The organism is Pseudoduganella sp. RAF19 (genome assembly GCF_052114165.1).
In the GTDB taxonomy this organism is placed as follows: Bacteria; Pseudomonadota; Gammaproteobacteria; order Burkholderiales; family Burkholderiaceae_D; genus Rugamonas.
Window position 1 is genome coordinate 44,938 of record NZ_JBFREF010000017.1, and the last position, 15,313, is coordinate 60,250.

At 53.6% G+C, this 15,313-nt stretch carries 18 protein-coding genes and 1 rRNA gene; 11 read left to right on the forward strand and 8 right to left on the reverse strand.

Annotation, left to right across the window (positions count from 1 at the left end; translation table 11 throughout):
* Nucleotides 1–66 precede the first annotated feature (66 nt).
* Together AB4Z19_RS29860 and AB4Z19_RS29865 are read right to left on the reverse strand one after the other, a co-directional pair.
* Complete coding sequence (locus AB4Z19_RS29860) at nucleotides 67–945, reverse strand: SLATT domain-containing protein (protein WP_442037076.1); 879 nt, start codon at nucleotides 943–945, stop codon at nucleotides 67–69.
* A 37-nt stretch (nucleotides 946–982) separates the two neighbouring features.
* Entirely contained in the window at nucleotides 983–1,480 is a 498-nt protein-coding gene (locus AB4Z19_RS29865; protein WP_442029976.1) for a hypothetical protein, read from the reverse strand.
* Nucleotides 1,481–1,865: 385 nt separating this feature from the next.
* Between AB4Z19_RS29865 and AB4Z19_RS29870 the strand changes: the two genes are divergently transcribed.
* Entirely contained in the window at nucleotides 1,866–2,309 is a 444-nt protein-coding gene (locus tag AB4Z19_RS29870) for a hypothetical protein (protein WP_442037078.1), read from the forward strand.
* Complete coding sequence (locus tag AB4Z19_RS29875; protein ID WP_442037079.1) at nucleotides 2,306–3,742, forward strand: hypothetical protein; 1,437 nt, start codon at nucleotides 2,306–2,308, stop codon at nucleotides 3,740–3,742. Before AB4Z19_RS29870 ends, AB4Z19_RS29875 begins: the two co-directional genes overlap by 4 nt.
* A 153-nt stretch (nucleotides 3,743–3,895) precedes the next feature.
* On the opposite strand, the gene AB4Z19_RS29880 is transcribed toward AB4Z19_RS29875, so the two are convergent.
* From AB4Z19_RS29880 to AB4Z19_RS29890, 3 genes are read right to left on the reverse strand one after another with little or no spacing between them, the layout of a single operon-like run.
* On the reverse strand, nucleotides 3,896–4,561 hold the full coding sequence (locus tag AB4Z19_RS29880; RefSeq protein ID WP_442026108.1) for a hypothetical protein: 666 nt from the start codon (nucleotides 4,559–4,561) through the stop codon (nucleotides 3,896–3,898).
* Nucleotides 4,558–5,178, reverse strand: a complete 621-nt coding sequence (locus AB4Z19_RS29885) for a 7-cyano-7-deazaguanine synthase (RefSeq protein ID WP_442026109.1) — start codon at nucleotides 5,176–5,178, stop codon at nucleotides 4,558–4,560. Before AB4Z19_RS29885 ends, AB4Z19_RS29880 begins: the two co-directional genes overlap by 4 nt.
* Nucleotides 5,175–6,506: a nucleoside 2-deoxyribosyltransferase gene (locus AB4Z19_RS29890; protein ID WP_442026110.1), complete on the reverse strand. Its 1,332-nt coding sequence runs from the start codon at nucleotides 6,504–6,506 to the stop codon at nucleotides 5,175–5,177. Before AB4Z19_RS29890 ends, AB4Z19_RS29885 begins: the two co-directional genes overlap by 4 nt.
* Nucleotides 6,507–7,109: 603 nt before the next feature.
* On the opposite strand from AB4Z19_RS29890, the gene AB4Z19_RS29895 reads away from it, so the two are divergent.
* The 3 genes from AB4Z19_RS29895 to AB4Z19_RS29905 all read left to right on the forward strand — a co-directional run bounded on the left by AB4Z19_RS29895 (nucleotide 7,110) and on the right by AB4Z19_RS29905 (nucleotide 10,199).
* Nucleotides 7,110–8,165, forward strand: a complete 1,056-nt coding sequence (locus tag AB4Z19_RS29895) for a S1 family peptidase (RefSeq protein ID WP_442037081.1) — start codon at nucleotides 7,110–7,112, stop codon at nucleotides 8,163–8,165.
* Nucleotides 8,166–8,649: 484 nt separating this feature from the next.
* Nucleotides 8,650–8,979 carry a helix-turn-helix domain-containing protein gene (locus tag AB4Z19_RS29900; RefSeq protein WP_442026112.1) on the forward strand — a complete coding sequence of 110 codons (330 nt, stop codon included), beginning with the start codon at nucleotides 8,650–8,652 and terminating at the stop codon, nucleotides 8,977–8,979.
* On the forward strand, nucleotides 8,976–10,199 hold the full coding sequence (locus tag AB4Z19_RS29905; RefSeq protein ID WP_442026113.1) for a type II toxin-antitoxin system HipA family toxin: 1,224 nt from the start codon (nucleotides 8,976–8,978) through the stop codon (nucleotides 10,197–10,199). The genes AB4Z19_RS29900 and AB4Z19_RS29905 overlap by 4 nt, the downstream gene beginning before the upstream one ends.
* 167 nt (nucleotides 10,200–10,366) lie before the next feature.
* Here the strand turns inward: AB4Z19_RS29905 and AB4Z19_RS29910 are convergent, their stop codons facing one another.
* Nucleotides 10,367–10,924, reverse strand: a complete 558-nt coding sequence (locus AB4Z19_RS29910) for a hypothetical protein (RefSeq protein ID WP_442026114.1) — start codon at nucleotides 10,922–10,924, stop codon at nucleotides 10,367–10,369.
* A 427-nt stretch (nucleotides 10,925–11,351) separates the two neighbouring features.
* On the opposite strand from AB4Z19_RS29910, the gene AB4Z19_RS29915 reads away from it, so the two are divergent.
* A complete protein-coding gene (locus tag AB4Z19_RS29915) occupies nucleotides 11,352–11,753 on the forward strand; it encodes an ATP-binding protein (RefSeq protein WP_442026115.1) in 402 nt (133 codons plus the stop codon).
* Nucleotides 11,754–11,756: 3 nt separating this feature from the next.
* Here the strand turns inward: AB4Z19_RS29915 and AB4Z19_RS29920 are convergent, their stop codons facing one another.
* On the reverse strand, nucleotides 11,757–12,662 hold the full coding sequence (locus AB4Z19_RS29920; protein WP_442026116.1) for a LysR substrate-binding domain-containing protein: 906 nt from the start codon (nucleotides 12,660–12,662) through the stop codon (nucleotides 11,757–11,759).
* Between the two features lie 97 nt (nucleotides 12,663–12,759).
* Between AB4Z19_RS29920 and AB4Z19_RS29925 the strand changes: the two genes are divergently transcribed.
* The 5 genes from AB4Z19_RS29925 to AB4Z19_RS29945 all read left to right on the forward strand — a co-directional run bounded on the left by AB4Z19_RS29925 (nucleotide 12,760) and on the right by AB4Z19_RS29945 (nucleotide 14,995).
* Nucleotides 12,760–13,500 (forward strand): SDR family oxidoreductase, encoded by a 741-nt coding sequence (locus tag AB4Z19_RS29925; protein WP_442026117.1) that lies wholly within the window; start codon nucleotides 12,760–12,762, stop codon nucleotides 13,498–13,500.
* Nucleotides 13,501–13,538: 38 nt separating this feature from the next.
* On the forward strand, nucleotides 13,539–13,754 hold the full coding sequence (locus AB4Z19_RS29930) for a tautomerase family protein (protein WP_442026118.1): 216 nt from the start codon (nucleotides 13,539–13,541) through the stop codon (nucleotides 13,752–13,754).
* Nucleotides 13,755–13,771: 17 nt separating this feature from the next.
* On the forward strand, nucleotides 13,772–13,939 hold the full coding sequence (locus AB4Z19_RS29935; RefSeq protein ID WP_442026119.1) for a hypothetical protein: 168 nt from the start codon (nucleotides 13,772–13,774) through the stop codon (nucleotides 13,937–13,939).
* Nucleotides 13,940–14,055: 116 nt separating this feature from the next.
* Nucleotides 14,056–14,556, forward strand: coding sequence for a hypothetical protein (locus tag AB4Z19_RS29940; protein ID WP_442026120.1), 501 nt, complete (start codon nucleotides 14,056–14,058; stop codon nucleotides 14,554–14,556).
* Nucleotides 14,557–14,644: 88 nt separating this feature from the next.
* Entirely contained in the window at nucleotides 14,645–14,995 is a 351-nt protein-coding gene (locus AB4Z19_RS29945) for a DUF1840 domain-containing protein (protein WP_442026121.1), read from the forward strand.
* 211 nt (nucleotides 14,996–15,206) lie between these two features.
* On the opposite strand, the gene rrf is transcribed toward AB4Z19_RS29945, so the two are convergent.
* A 5S ribosomal RNA gene (gene rrf / locus AB4Z19_RS29950) occupies nucleotides 15,207–15,313 on the reverse strand; the annotation flags it as partial.

Sequence of the window (15,313 nt, forward strand, 5' to 3'; positions counted from 1 at the left end):
GGCCGGATACTACCAGCGGTATAGGTAACACTTCCCCAGAATAAGCCTCATAAGTTCTCTCGCGTGCTATACCGCGACGGTCGCACTTGTAACGGCATTCGGCTGAACTATAAGCGCCTGAACTACCGATTTCGCTTGCGTGGTCAAATTTAGAACTTGTACCAACCGAACACCTAACGGGACGTTGGTGCGCGCCCAAATACTACCTGCGTAAGGGGTCGGCATTTCGCCGTCGACACTGACGGCAATTTGGTCATCTGCGTTCGCTTTTGTAATCGTTAGCTGTAGCGCTCCGGTTTGCGCCGCGCTCGCTGCCGCAGTTTTCGATGAGTCGAGAGTTCGCTCTGCGACTTCTTTACCTGCCCTGATCGCATCGGCCAACGCTGCGGTTCCATTATTGAATTCGGCAACCCATTTGTCAGTCTCATCTGATTGGAGCTTCAACGCATCGTCTACGAATTTCTTCGCCAGAGGGAATAGTTGCCCAACATCTGAAGTCTCTAGAGAGCCCGACTTTGACAACATATAGCCGGACCAATCCATCTCAAACCGAGTTGCCAGTGCCTCCATAGGCGTGACTGTGGTTATGTAACGAACCCAACCACTGGACCAGCCAAATACCTTGTCGGCCAGTTGAAGCAATCCTGCAGCTGCGAGCGCAATCACCCCGAACTGAAGTTGCCTCACTCGCTCCGCGGCAGGATCGCCTGCGAGGACCGGCAAAACGGTCCCTGCAAAAAGGAAAGCAAACGTGAAAATTCGAACTAGCAAAGCACTGGCTTTTTTTGCCTTGATACTCTTCCAGTACCATTTTCTGGATTCCTCCACGGTCTCATTGGCATGTTTGTAAATCGCTCCCGCAGCAGCATCCGGTGACTGAGCTGCTTGAGAACTGTAGACCGCCCAGTTTTGCAACTGGCTCGTTGTAATATTCTTTTTGAACATGGTCGTTCCCCCAAAAATGGACTTATCGGTTCTTGTTTTAACTTGGTCGTTTCCCCATCCTAGCTTGCTCAGGTGAAAGCCCGACCGGCTGCACATGTGTCGGGTCCCAGCCGATTTTGATTGGTGCATCCCACTGCTCTGTCAATATTGCCTGGTCTACAGCTTGGATCATCTTCGCCGTTTGAAGACCGAATCGAATACCGGTCATCAGTCCATGCTTTTCAGCCGCGGCCGCTAACCTGATTAGATAAGTAGAACGAGAAGAAAGCGGGAAGTCGTCGTCTAGTAGATCCACGGCTAGCGCTTCTTTGCTTCCGTCTGCTCCAGTGACGTTGTGGAATCCATAACGAAGCTGAGAATGTCCCGAGTTGTAAGCCTTTAATTGGTCTTCAGGTGACCGCCACGCATCTTGAATGCGAGGCCGAAACTTCGCATTTTCGAGGTCAGCGATTACAAATTGCAAGCGACTCGAGAACCACGGAAATAGTTCTAGGAGCCGATTCTGATTGCGCGCAATGCGTTCCTCTTCCGTCATATGCGTCCTTTCAGTTGGCACACAGAAATCTACCAGCGGTTGCTACCTGCGCTGGGGAAAGCTAGCGAAACATTTTGCTCCTTACCACGCCAGAAAATTCTCACCAACTATCACAACGCCATTTACGGCAACAAATAAACAACAGAACTTAGTGAGACGCTTCTTCGAAAAACTGAAGGCACCCCGAGACGAACTGTTGTTTTTTTAAACACTCAGCAAATGAAAGATTCGCGTTCCCAAAGCGAAATGTACGGAAAATTCGATTGGTGACAATTGGATAGTTTTTGATGCAAATGTTGCTTCAGACTTAAAATCGAGGCATAAAATTTTAACAATATCTTGCGCTTTCAATTGCCTCGGTAAGCGCTTCCACTTGGGGTTTGTTATGAAATCAAAAATTGTCTCGAAAAATAAGGGATTCGGCTTTTCTCCCGAATTTGTTCTGGATCCAAGCCAGCCAGTCACCATCGAGTTTTCTGTAGACGCTGGGCTGCTATTGCAAGTGCTAGCCAGTGTGCGCAATAAAGATCACGTGTTTTTGGCGAAGGACAACGACGGTAAGGCCAGGAGTACTGGCAAGGCTGGCAGCATAGCGCAAGTAACATTTGAGATTCAAAAACTGCTTAACCCACGCTACGTATCGTGGAGCATTTGGGCAACCAATCCTGTCCCGCCTGAACAGCGCACCGGCCCCACCAGCTTTACGGTGACAGTTGTAGTACAACAAGGACAACAAAGTGTGACGAACGCTATCAAGGCCACTATCTCGGAAAAGGTTCAAATCATTCCCGTGATTGACGACGGCGTTGCAATCGGAGCGCCACTATGAGCATCTACACCTACTTGAAGGCGTTATTCAGCACCACAGCATTTCTTTGCGCATCGCTCGCAATGGCCCAAACCGAAGTCACCATTGGCAATGAACAATTTGAAGAAGTCGGGAGATGGACTGTGGGAACGGAGATCGTGATTCGTCTCCGTCCTAAGACGTCAACGAACGCAAACAAAGGCACTGCGCCTGTTCCTGTCAATGTGGCAGCGGACACTGCAGTTCCATTGCCCAAAATGCCTGTAAAACTAAAGGAAAAAGCTGAAGTGGCTGAGACCCCTCAGGTACCTAAGGAGGATAAACCTGACACGCCGCCAGGTGGTGGCGGAAGCGTTTTGGCGTCGCTCTCACCGCAACTGAAGAAGGAGCTTTCCGAAACCTTAACCCAGGAAGATGGTAGAAATATAACCGACTCGCCTGGCTTAAGCGCGTTAGGGGTTAACGTTGGAGACATTAACCATCCGGCCACTCCAAAAGATTTTGCGATGGCCTTAGCTAAAGGAACGGACGCATCAGGAAAAGTTAAGGAGGGGGTATCACTTCAGATTGCACCTGCCAGTTTATTTTTCCCGCGAACCTTGCGCGCCGGTGAAGACTATGAGGCCAGTTACCTGACACAAGTGTGGGCCCGGACTTCTGTTGAGTTGGCGACCGCAAAATCTGAGCATAAGCAAATTGGCCAGCAGCTTGCAGGGTCATTGACCTTTGGGATTTTCGATAGGGCGGATCCTAGACTGTACTGGTCATTGCCTGACGCCTGTGCCCGGGATGCGCTTACGGAACTTGGCGAACCTCCAATGCCAGTCAAGCTCATGAATGAGGATCAAGAGAAGCAGTGGACGGAGAAGCAAGCCAAGTATGCATTGAAGGCAAACAACTGTGCTGGGGAGGCCTGGGCCGCCAAAAGCAAAGAGCTATGGAAGGAGCCTCGCTGGTACGCCGGTGCGTCTAAAGCATGGAAGACGGGTGATTCAGAAAAATTACGAGACCTTAAGTCTGGACCTGCAATGATTTGGACTACCTATTCTCAGGGGATGGAGTTCGCCAATACCTCCGCGACGGTTCGAAAGTTATTCGAACTATCGCTATCGAAAAAATGGCACATGCCGGTGCAGGATAGTGACGACGACAGTAAGCTTCATGATGAAGAGCGCACTGATGCCATTGTTCGATTCCGTTTCAGTCGCGACCGCTGGAATGCCTTTGTTGATGCCGGTCTCTCGCGTGTTCGAACTGATGGCGTACTGTCTTCAAATGTTCGAAGGTTCGGTTACGGCGCCCAGTACAGAGTAGACGACAATTTATGGCTTGTGTTGGGCAGTGTCGTCGAACACGGCTATGTAAGCAACGATAGCAAACGCACGCTGCTGAACATGGGTCTCCGATTTGGACAAACCGATAAAGCAGTCTTCCAAGAACCTGGAAATAAGTAGACATCGCAATCGAGGCCTGAAGATCGCGGAGCAGACTTTGCTTCGCGATCTTCGCCTGTGGGAGCTACTTCACCTCTCGTTTTCGCGGCGTTTAGTATGCGGCAAATCTAGCCTTCGTTCTGATAATCGGTAAGGACCTTCAAACCAGGCGCTTTACAGAGCGAGGTTTAGTTGCTGCTGAGCCGAGGACGACGCGCTGCGCCATAACCAAGCATCAAACTCCCGCCTAGGCAGTGCAAGCAAGTCGGCCGCGCAGCAAAAGGACCTTTGCAAAAAATGGTAATCGCTATTTTCGACGCCTACCTTTTTGGCGAAAGTACGAACGTGACGGTCCACAGCGATGGAGTCGATTCCAACGAGACAAGCCATGTAATCGACAGTCTTTGGACCAATGCCGTTGAGGGTTTGCATCGCGCTGCAGAAATTCGCATCCTTCAATGCTGACCGCAAATCTTCAACATCTTCGACCTCCCAGTCCCTCATGAACGAGACTAAGGACTCAAATCGGGTAACCTTCTCGTAATGATTCCAGTTCAGGAACTCGGCAGTCTTGCGCTTTTTTGTCAACTTAACCAATGCTGACACCGTGTCGACCTTTGGATAGGTCTGCAAAATTGCCATCACTCGCGGCCGTACGACGGTTGTGTAATTGAGCCCTGCCTGAAGCACGGAATCGGCAAGCACGCCTCCCATATGATCACAGGTGGCGCGAGGTATTTGCAAACAGGCCAATGCGCCCTCCTCCTTCGCATGGTCTGCAATACGGCGCGCCGCCAGCAGAATTTGGATGGCTGCGTCCTGGTCTAAAACTGCGCTCACACTAACCCTGCCTCTTTCAATGCGTTCAATCGCTCCACGCAGTTCGGGCACGCGCCGCAAGGAAACTGCCCAGACGCTTGGCACGAATAGGTCCGGCCAATCGGGACTCCAAGTGAGACTGCGGAACGTGCCACGTCCGCCTTGGAAGAAAAGCGAAATGGAGAGTGAAAGCGAACAGGACCAATGCTCGATGTGAGTCCATCAAGGTTGTTCATGAAATCTGCCGTGCAGTCAATTTCTTTTGCGTGGTTGCTGTTGATAAAACCAGTATAGACATCGAGGATGCCGATCGTCTGTGCTCGCGCCGCGGCCGCAGCAAAGAACAACATCGTCCGGTAAGGGATATAAAGGTCGTCGTCCTTTACGTCATCGTTCCAGAGATCCGCCTCACAAATCAAGCGGGACTGAGAGCCTCGAAAGATGTCAGAAATATTGTGACGCTCTGGAGGCTGCATACCCGCAGGCAGAACCTCATTAACGCGGTTCCATTCGACGTCCACGCAATGCTGACCGTAGTCGAAAAAGACAGGCAGAACCTCGACGCCTTCTGATGCGAGCTTGTACGCAACGGTCGTCGAATCAAGTCCTCCGGAGGCCAGAAGCAGGGCTTTCTTCATTGTGTTCTCGCCCTCAATTTAGCTAAAACTTGGAAGGTGCCATTCAGGCATTCATCAAGGACCCCGGAGTATACATCACTCCCAGCCATGACCATCGTATTGGGGTTCTCATTGCGAGGATCAAACGTAATGACAGGTTTGCCCAGTGCGATTGCCATCCCGATTTCTACTAACGTACCTGGGTCTCGCCCCAGTGGGACTGCGAAGACTGCATCGCAATCCGTCAAGAGCTGATAGTCCTTTTGAAAAGTATGGGCCAGCTCGGTTTCACGAGCGGGTCGTTCAACTTCTCCATTTTCCAGTATTGGGCGCCGCACCTTGAAGTTGTGATACGCCAGGCTCTCGGCGGCGAGATCAAGCTCGGGCTTGTCGAAATATGAGAAGTCGGGGCCGGCCAAGTAGATGGAAAATTTCTGGCGGTCGTGCCAAGGAAGCGCCACTCCGCCGAGAGCTCGCAAGACGTCTACTGGAAGCCTGAAGCTACGTTGGATATCTCGCTTAAGGTCGTCGGGGTACGTGGTCTGTGAGTATGCCGTAGCTGCCTGGCAGCCGCGCCACGCAGCCTCATGCCAACCCTTTTCGGATAGTCCGACCATAACAGCCGTGTACACGTCGCCAACGCCGACCGAATTTACGGTTTTACCTAACGTCGCCGGTATCTCTTCAACGCTGCCGCTCTGCATGTCGAAAAGCCTGCTCCCTCCTCTGTTCTCCTTCAACAAGAACACTACAGGAGACAGCGTCTTTACTTCGTCAATCAGGTTTTCGACATTGTCGTTCCCGGCCCTAATGAAAAGCTCTGAGGACGTCGAAATGATGACTGCATCCAGGCGCTCACGAAACGCGCGTAGCGACGAAAGGTCGTCGATATCGTACGCAACGTCAAACGTGAACTTTGCGTCAGGTGAGAACAAGGTCAGCAACGCTGTAACATCGAACTTACCTGGGAAGACAACTACCTTCCCGTAGCTGGCGAGGCTTGGCAATTGCTCATTCAATGTAATCTGTTTTCGTTCTCGCAGCAGATCCTCGTAGCCTTGATGCGACACCTCTGTGGCGTCACCAATCACTACAACATTAGGCGCACCGACGACATTACCCAGCCAATGAAATTCCTTGCAGCCGTGAGCTAAGAGGTAGTCTCGTGTGTCATCCACTAGATACTGAGGGCAGAAGGCCGCAACGGAATACTCCAAGCCGGCAGCCCAGAGGCCTCGCGCGGCATGTACGACGCCGCCTAAACGCAGCTTACACAGCGCGCCATTTTGCGGCAGCGTGAAATCAACTACAACCTCGCCGAGAATCAATACCGGAGCTGATTTCTCCATGATCAGTGAGGGGTGAAGTCAACCGAAACAGTGGGAACTGGACCTGCCGACGCCGCCTTGACGAGGCCAACATAGTTGGTTCCGTCAGCAAGACACGCCGCCAAGTAGTTGAACGCATTCGGCAGTGCACCAACTGTCGTGCCGCTGGAGTCTACTGCGAACAATCGACCGCGCAACATAACTGTCAGCACTGAGCCGGGACCAGGAACTCCGCCGCCTGTTTGCATATAGTAGGTGCATTGTGCGACCTCTTCCAAAACACACTCGAAGGATTGTTGGCACCTGTCTACTCCACTCGAACCTCCTCCTCCTTCAGCTCCGGGCGCATCGGGCTTCTTTGAGCCAGAGTAGTCAGTGAAACGGCCAGACCCTGTGCTTCCCATGGCGCTCTCCTTATTTGCTGTATAGGTTGTAAGACTTGATAAGTATTTACTAATTTAATAGCATACACCAAAGGCTCATTTAAGGTTAATTGAGCAACATAACTTTCCTATCAGAAGTAACTTCGTTACGCGGGCTCATTGGCAGTACAGGTCTTCTCAGGTTTGGGCAGCGGAGAATTGGCCCTGTCGAGCACAACAGAAAATATTTGGAACAAGTTATATGACTGAAAGAAATGCTTTCCACGAAACCTATGTACGCGCTGCGGGGGCTGTCGCATTTGTCGCGGTTATTGATGGGAAAGGAGACGAGGGAATTGGGACCGCGTTCCACATCGGGGATGGGATTTTCGTTACGGCCCGACATGTGGTTGACGGAATGACTATAAAAGAAATCGCGACCACGAAGTCAACGCACTTAACAGAAGAGGCTGGTGGCAAGGTAGCCCCGCCGCGTTACTTGAAAATTCTGGATGGGCCTTATTTTGGTCCTGACGGTTTAGACGTCGCAATCTTTAGTGTCGACCTCGGGGAAGTGCCTTTGCCTGCAATCACGGTTAGCGATCACACAGATTATTCTCTTCAAGAGAATGACTTAGTCCTTTCAGACATTCTTGTCATAGGCTACCCGCCGATTCCATTCACGACCATGCCCAGCCAAGTCGTCACCCTAGGACAGATCAGTGCTGTGGTGCGAGTATGGCATTCTCCGGTGCTTCACTTCATCGCTTCAACCATGGCTCGTGGCGGGTTCAGCGGTGGTGTTGTGCTCGACCATTCAGGCGTCGCGCTGGCCTTAGTGACCGAGAGTCTAGGAAAAGATGATATGCCTGTCGAAACTGGCTATATGAGCCTACTGTCGATTGAGCCAGCAGTAGACCTTGCCGTCGAAAAATTTGGGTTCGATATCCATGGGGTGAAGCAAGGCCGTTACAGCGACATCCTCCTGGCAGTGAAGTTCACCGACTCGTCGAGACGTTCACTCAGTTCCTTCATCTTTGACGCAAGCTTATACATCTATGATGACGACCGTGATGTGTTCGTCGAAATTAATTGCGTCGATGAAGTCTTGCTGGCTAACGCAGTCGCAACGTTCCAAGCCATCACTCCGCTGATTCGCCACGACGTCGATGATGGAACGGTTCTATACACACCCACAGAAAATCCATCTGCAGAACTATTGTTTCAGGCCGGCGAGGCTGTCGCCGCATTTTTCACGAATTCCGGCTATAAGAAAATGGTGTCAGACCGCAACCGATGGCAGTTCAAAGACGCATGAAAAGATGGCTGAACCAACGTATCTCAGGATCGCAGCCCTTGGTCACAAGAACTAGTCGGCTTGAACACATAAAACCATCCGCCTTCAAACGGGGCTTCGGGCTAGTGTCGCGGAGCGGGAGCTCTTCGATTGACTCCACCAAAGTGCAAACCTGTCGGAGCCTATCCATCGGAGGTCGACATTCAACAGCCGCCACCTGTCAGTTCTGCCTTACGTTTGTGAAACTGGGCTGCCAAGAACATTCTGTCGTAACGGTCTTTCACGATGGCGATTCGCCGCCAGGAAAAACCGCTGCCGAGCAGCGCTAAGGTTCGGTTCCGCACGATCATGCATAATCGATCACCCCATTAATACCCATATATCTATGCCTTACATCGAAAAATTCGAAATAAAGCCTGCCTTTTGAGGCGTTATATACATACCTCATTGACATTACCGCAGTTATCGCACACATTTAAGGCATTAGCTAGAAAAATAGCCATTCATGCCCTCTTTTCTGGACTTTACACTAGCATCTGACGCTGAGATTGCTCGAACACTGGGCAAACGGTTGGCCGCAGTACGATTGCGCCGCGGCTGGTCTCAAGCAGAGTTGGCCTCCCGCGCCGGTCTAAGCCGCAATGCCGTCCAAACCTTCGAGACCGCAGGAACTTCCACTTTAGGCAGCCTGATAGCTGTGATACGCGCGCTAGGGCTGGAAGGCGAACTCACTGGGCTATTTGTACTTCCAGAACCGATGTCCATCGCTGCCATGGAAATGGAAGCGGAGGGTCAGCGCAAACGCGCACCCCGCACAGCAAAGCAACGCACATGAAGAAGGTCGACGTCAGGTATCAAGGCTGGGGTGAGAACTGGCTTCTCGGCACGCTTGCGGATAACGGCCGGCGCATCCTTTTCGAATACTCTCCGGAAGCACTGGCTCAAGGGCTAGAGCTCTCGCCGTATCGCCTCAAGCTGCAACCCGATGCCTATGGCAACTTTCCGGAGTATCTTGAACATCTACCAGGCCTTATTGCTGACTGCCTGCCCGACGGCTGGGGCATGACTCTGATGAATCGCCTGTTCCACAAACACAACTGGGACACCAGCAATATCTCGCCGCTGACGCGGCTGGGCTTTATCGGGCACCGGACAATGGGTGCTCTGACGTTCGAGCCTAAAATTTCTGCGGATATGGCGCCGACCTGGCTGGATCTTCAGCAACTGGCCCGAGATGCCCAAGTCGTGCTCAATGATGAAGACCCTCGTTCGTTGGAACAGTTGGCCATTTTGGGCGGCTCACCCCATGGCGCCCGCCCTAAGGCACTGGTTCATCGAGACCGAATGTCCGGTCGCATTAGTAGCCACCCCTCGGAATCTTCCTACCCCTTGCTGGTTAAGTTCCACGCGCAGAGCGAAGCGAAAGAAGTCTGTGCAATAGAAGCGGCATATGCCGAACTGGCAAGCCAGTGCGGTCTTGAGATGCCCACTGCCTACTACTTCGATTTGGGACCGAATCTTGCGGGCTTTGGCGTGCATCGTTTTGATATGCATGTGGGTCTTCGGGTACCCGTCCACACCCTGGCGGGATTGCTGCATGCGAATTTCCGTCAACCTCAGATTGACTACAAGACCTTCCTGCGAGCGACGAAGTTTTTGACGAGGGACGTTCGAGAAGTATGGAAAGCCTTCGAGCGCACGGTGTTTAACGTGCTGTTTAACAATCGTGACGACCATATCAAGAATTTCTCATATAGACTCAATCAAGGGGGACAATGGAAACTTGCGCCAGGCTACGACCTCACATTCAACGTCGGCCCTAGTGGTGAGCACTACATGGACGTAGAAGGTGAGGCTCGCAATATTGGCCGAAGCCACCTCTTGGCATTGGCCAAAGGCGCCGACTTGGATGCGGCCGGAGCTGGCCGGATTATTGACCGAATGGCTTCCGTGGTGGACACCCTGCCGCAGGAGTTTCAAAATGGTCCCATCAGCAAAGCGTCTGTGATTCAGCTGACGCATCAAATCAGCGCAAACCGGGACCGACTGATCTGACTGGCCCGAACCACACGTATTCTGTAGACGCAGTTGAAAGCAGGCCCAACGCTAAGTGCTGGGCCTAAAGAGAGCTGTGGGTCTCATATCGCGGCCAAAAGCGAACGCGTCTTAACTCAAAAGCGCCATCGCGCGCTCACATCAAGCTTAGGTGGGACGGAAACTCACTAAATTAAATCCTCATCGCCGAAACCGTTGGGCGACACTTGCCTTGGCAGAATCCGCTCACTTGGGGCTCTGAAACCGCCGAGTCCCACCGCTCCGTCGACACAAGCAAACTCGAAGCATTCTCTGAACCTTGCATAGGTCTGATAGCCTTCCTCGTCGCCCCAGTCGGCCTTTATTTGGCTATCCCATTTCCTAAAATCAGCGGCAAGCTTCCTGCAGACCATTGGCCCATAGTCGAGATCTGGTCCCGACTCAAACAGCTCAGCAAAGTCCAAACCGTTCCTAAGATGTTGAGGAGCGTCTTCTCTCACGTAGTACTTGAGGTGGTCAAGCCAAGCGAAGAAGTGGCAGTAATGGTCGAAGACACGGTACGAAACTTTACGCTCATAAATGTAGTCACCCAACCATTCTGCGAATCCACCGTCTGGTTCGGGATGAAAATCGCCAACAAACCGGTTCTCATAGCAAGCGCCGTCGTCGTCGTATCGGACGAATGGTGAAATTAGACCGTGGAACAGGCGTACGCCTTGTACTGCAGAAATGTAGCTAGCAGCCATAAAATTCCTTGTGATAAATCATTTGAGAGATGAGACCTGGTTGGCAGCCCGTAGAGTTCAAGACTCCACAGGCCACCTGACCGTATAGCGCGATTGAGGGTCCATGATTTAGACAATCCCGTTTTGTTGACGATGACAATCGAACGCTTTCTCATCGCTGGCGGAGTGGTCTTGGCAGCTAGTTCCCCCCAGACGCACATGCGGCAGACGTTCATGTCTGCGCCCTTCTTAGTGGCCCCGAGTTCGTGCTTGCTGTCTGAGGTCGCAAAATTCCACACCTTTTGGGAGTTGTGCGTTTATTTATGATCATTTTTGGTCTACTTCCAAATGTGCGTTTAATTAGGAACGTTTGGGCGTCCGAGAGTAAAACGCACAAAATGTAAGTCTTTGATTGTAAAGAGGCGTCTGTGCGTTTATTTATGACTTTGTGCACTACCAGGGCCGCATATCAGGTCCGCTAATGGACCGCATCGACATGCACATCGAAGTCGGACCAGTCCCAGCCGCTATTCTGGAATCGGACGAAGACGGGGAAGCCTCCGAATACATCTCCCGGCGAGTTGGGGCAGCCTTCAAACGCCAGTTCGCGCGCCAGCACAAGAGCAACCAGCAACTGACGCCGCGGGAAGTCGACCGCTACTGCAAGCCCAACCAGGCAGGCGTTGAAATCCTGCGCCTCGCCATGGCGAAATTCGACTGGTCCGCCCGCTCCTACCATCGGGTGCTGCGTGTCGCCCGCACCATCGCCGATCTGGCCGGAGAAAGAACAGTCGCCCCGCACCACGTCAGCGAGGCCATCCAATTGCGCCGCGGACTGCGACTGGAGTGAGATTCAGGCGCTGAAACGCCGTGCATACAGTTCGCTGAGCCAGTCGACAAACACGCGCACCCGCGGCGACAACTGGCGCCGGTAGGGATATAGCGCTGAGATCTTCATGCCAGGGCTCTCCCATTCGGGCAGCAGCTCGACCAGCCGGCCGTCGTTCAGCTCATGTTCAACGTGGAAGCGCGGCACCTGGACAATGCCGCAGCCGCGCAAGGCGCACAGCACATTGTTTTCAGCATCATTGACGCTGATCCACCCCGGAAGAGAATAGTCTTTCGCAGCCCCATCAACCATCAGGGTAAGCGGATAATCGATTCCGCCGCTGCTGGCAAAGAACTTGACCATCTGGTGTCCGTTCAGCAGTTCATCCGGGTGGCGCGGAGTACCAAAGCGCGCCAGATACTCGGGACTCGCGCACAAGACTTGCGGCATCACCACCAGCGGACGCGCGATCAGGTTCGAATCCCTCAAAGTACCGGCGCGAATCACACAATCCACACCTTCGCGCACCAGGTCGACCAGGCGATCACCACTGCTCACCACCAGTTCGATATTCGGATAACGCGCGCGGAACTCATCGATCACGGGCAGCACGATATGCATGGCGTGGGTACCGCTCATGTCAACGCGCAGCGTGCCGCGCGGGTTCGAGGCCACGTGACGGAAAGACGCTTCGGCATCGTCCAGCTCGCTCAGGACGTGCACACACCGTTCGTAATAGGCCTGGCCATCGTGGGTGGCACGCACTTGCCGCGTGGTACGGTCAAGCAGGCGGACACCGAGGCGCGCTTCCAGGTCCTTGATGGCGTGGGTCGCCGTGGGACGCGGAATATCCAGCATCTCGGCTGCCCGGCTGAAGCTGCCAGTTTCCACGATCCGGGTGAACAAGACTAGCGTGTCGAGCCTGTCCATTGTTAATCCGCATGAAATTTATATGTGCATATTTTCGCATTTATTCACAGACAGATAACAACAATAATCTGTTCCATCAACAACGAAGGAGCAGGAAATGACTGCAGCAACACGAAAAGTCGCGATCGTGACTGGCGCTTCTCGCGGCATTGGCCGGACCATCGCCTCCCGCCTCGCTGACGACGGCTACACGGTTGTCGTGAATTATGCCGGCAACGCAGACGCAGCAGCCAGCGTGGTCGGGGAGATCCGCAGCAAGGGCGGTACGTCCATCGCAGTAAAGGCCGACGTCAGTCAGCCGGCAGAGGTGCAGGGACTGTTTGCGGGTGCCCGCGAAGCATTCGGGCGCATCGATACAGTGGTGGCAAATGGCGGCGTCATGAAGAACGGGCTGATCTCCGCGATGTCAGTCAGCGACTTCGACCAGATCATGACAGTCAATCTGCGCGGCACTTTCCTGCTGATGGCGGAAGCTTCCCGGCACTTGCAAAGCGGCGGCCGCTTCATAGCGCTGTCGACCAGCGTCATCGCGAAGAATGTGCCTACTTACGGTCCCTATATCGCCTCCAAGGCCGGTGTCGAGGGATTGGTCAGAGTGTTTGCCAATGAACTGCGCGGCAGGAATATCACGGTCAACGCCGTCGCGCCTGGACCAGTTGCAACCGAACTCTTCTTCCAAGGGAAAAGCGACGAACAAGTAGCGCAAATCGTCATGCAATCACCGTTGGAGCGCATCGGCCAGCCGCAGGATATTGCCGAAGCGGTTTCTTTCCTGGCTGGACCGCAGGGCAGCTGGATCAACGGCCAGGTCATCCGCTCGAACGGCGGCTTCGCCTGATCGGCAGGCACCCCTTTTACATTTTTCAGGAGAATCCCATGCCATTTGCAAACTTCAAATTCCCGGAAGGTATCATCGACGCGGCGCGCAAGGAAGAGATCATTCACCGCACCACGGCAATGTTTGTCGAGTTCTACGGGGAGGGCGTACGCCCTTATTCGATGGTCCTGGTGGAGGAAGTCGCCGACGGCGGCTGGGGCCGGGCAGACGAAACGCTGACCCTCGCCAAGATGGGCAAGGCGCCGCAATCGTGATGGCCGGAACAGCGCGCTTGCCGCGAGCAGAGTCTGTCGGCTATGCACTGCTGCGCGTGGTCTACGGGCTTGTCGTGCCGGCGCATGGCATCCCTAAGGCCATGCGGATTCCGCATGGTTCGATGGGCGATCCATTCAGCAGTACGGCAAGCCTGATCCACAGCCGGCTCGGGCTTCCCTTCTAATACCCGCTGATCCTCGGCGCGACGGCGGCCTTCTTCGCACTGCGCGGTGGAGATTGCTATTCCGTCGATGGACTTATGCGATACCCTTCCTTGCGCCGCCCTGCTACCATCGCATAATGAACACTAAACGCACTCTTGCGGTAATGGCCGCCGCCGCTATCCTGATGGCCTGCAGTCCGAAGTACGACTGGCGCGATTTCCGAAGTAACGATGCGCCGTTCGCCGTCCTGTTCCCCGGCAAGCCTGCCACGCACACGCGTAATATCAACCTGAATGGCGAGCAGGTGCAAATGACGATGGCTGCCGCTGAAGTCGAAGGCACCCTGTTCGCCGTCGGCAGCGCCGAACTGCCCGACGAAAGCAAGGCGGCCAAGGCCGTGCAGGATATGAAGGCGCAGATGGTGCGCAACGTCGGCGCAAGCAACAGCAAAGAGACCACGAAAGACGGCGCATTCCTGGTCGAAGCGCATGGCGTGCAAAATGGCACCCCCATGCTGCTGCATGCGCGCTTCCAGTCGCAGGGAAAACGGGCGTATCAAGTGGTCGTGATGGGGAAAGAGAAAGATATCAACACCGAGATAGTTGATACCTTCATGAGTTCGTTTAAAGTGAATTAATAGCACCTTGCACGCATGTGCTCTGCATGTGCCTTTTGTCTAGACGTGTTATCGTATTAGCACATCAACAAACTACGGGAAGCGCGCCATGTTGATCAAATTTAATTCAATATCCTCTCCGGAAGTCTTGATGGCTCACGAGCATGTGGAGCGCATCATGGACCTTCTGCAAAAGAGCCCAACGCGTGGCGTAATCACTGCGGCGGAAGCCTCGAATGCCTTGCAATTGCTGGAAAAAGAGGTAGCGCTCAGCAAGCTGCACCCTGAAGTGGACTCCAGTAACGGGCAACATTTGCCAACGCACGCCTTGCCCGACGAAGGCGAAGACGCCGAGATGGCCGAAAGCCAGAAAATCAGCTTCGCCCAGCGCGCATTCCCCCTGTTGGAAATGCTGCGCGCTGCCAAAACCGGCGGCCACGATATTGTCTGGGGTGTTTGATCTCAGCCTGGATTCGACGACAATCAAGTCCCCGTTTGGCAATGGCAGCACACCGCGCGGGTAGCGTAGCTGGATGCGCTGCTGCGCTGAAAAACCCACGGCGCAAAAGCGGGTGGCTGCCACATCGTGGCAGCCACCTGGTTTTATGTCTTGGGTTCAGAAAGCAAAAAACCCACCGGCGCATGCGCCTGGTGGGCTTTTTCAATAACTAGCCTGACGATAACCTACTTTCACACTGGTTGCAGCACTATCATCGGCGCAAAGTCGTTTCACGGTCCTGTTCGGGATGGGAAGGGGTGGGACCGACTTGCTATGGTC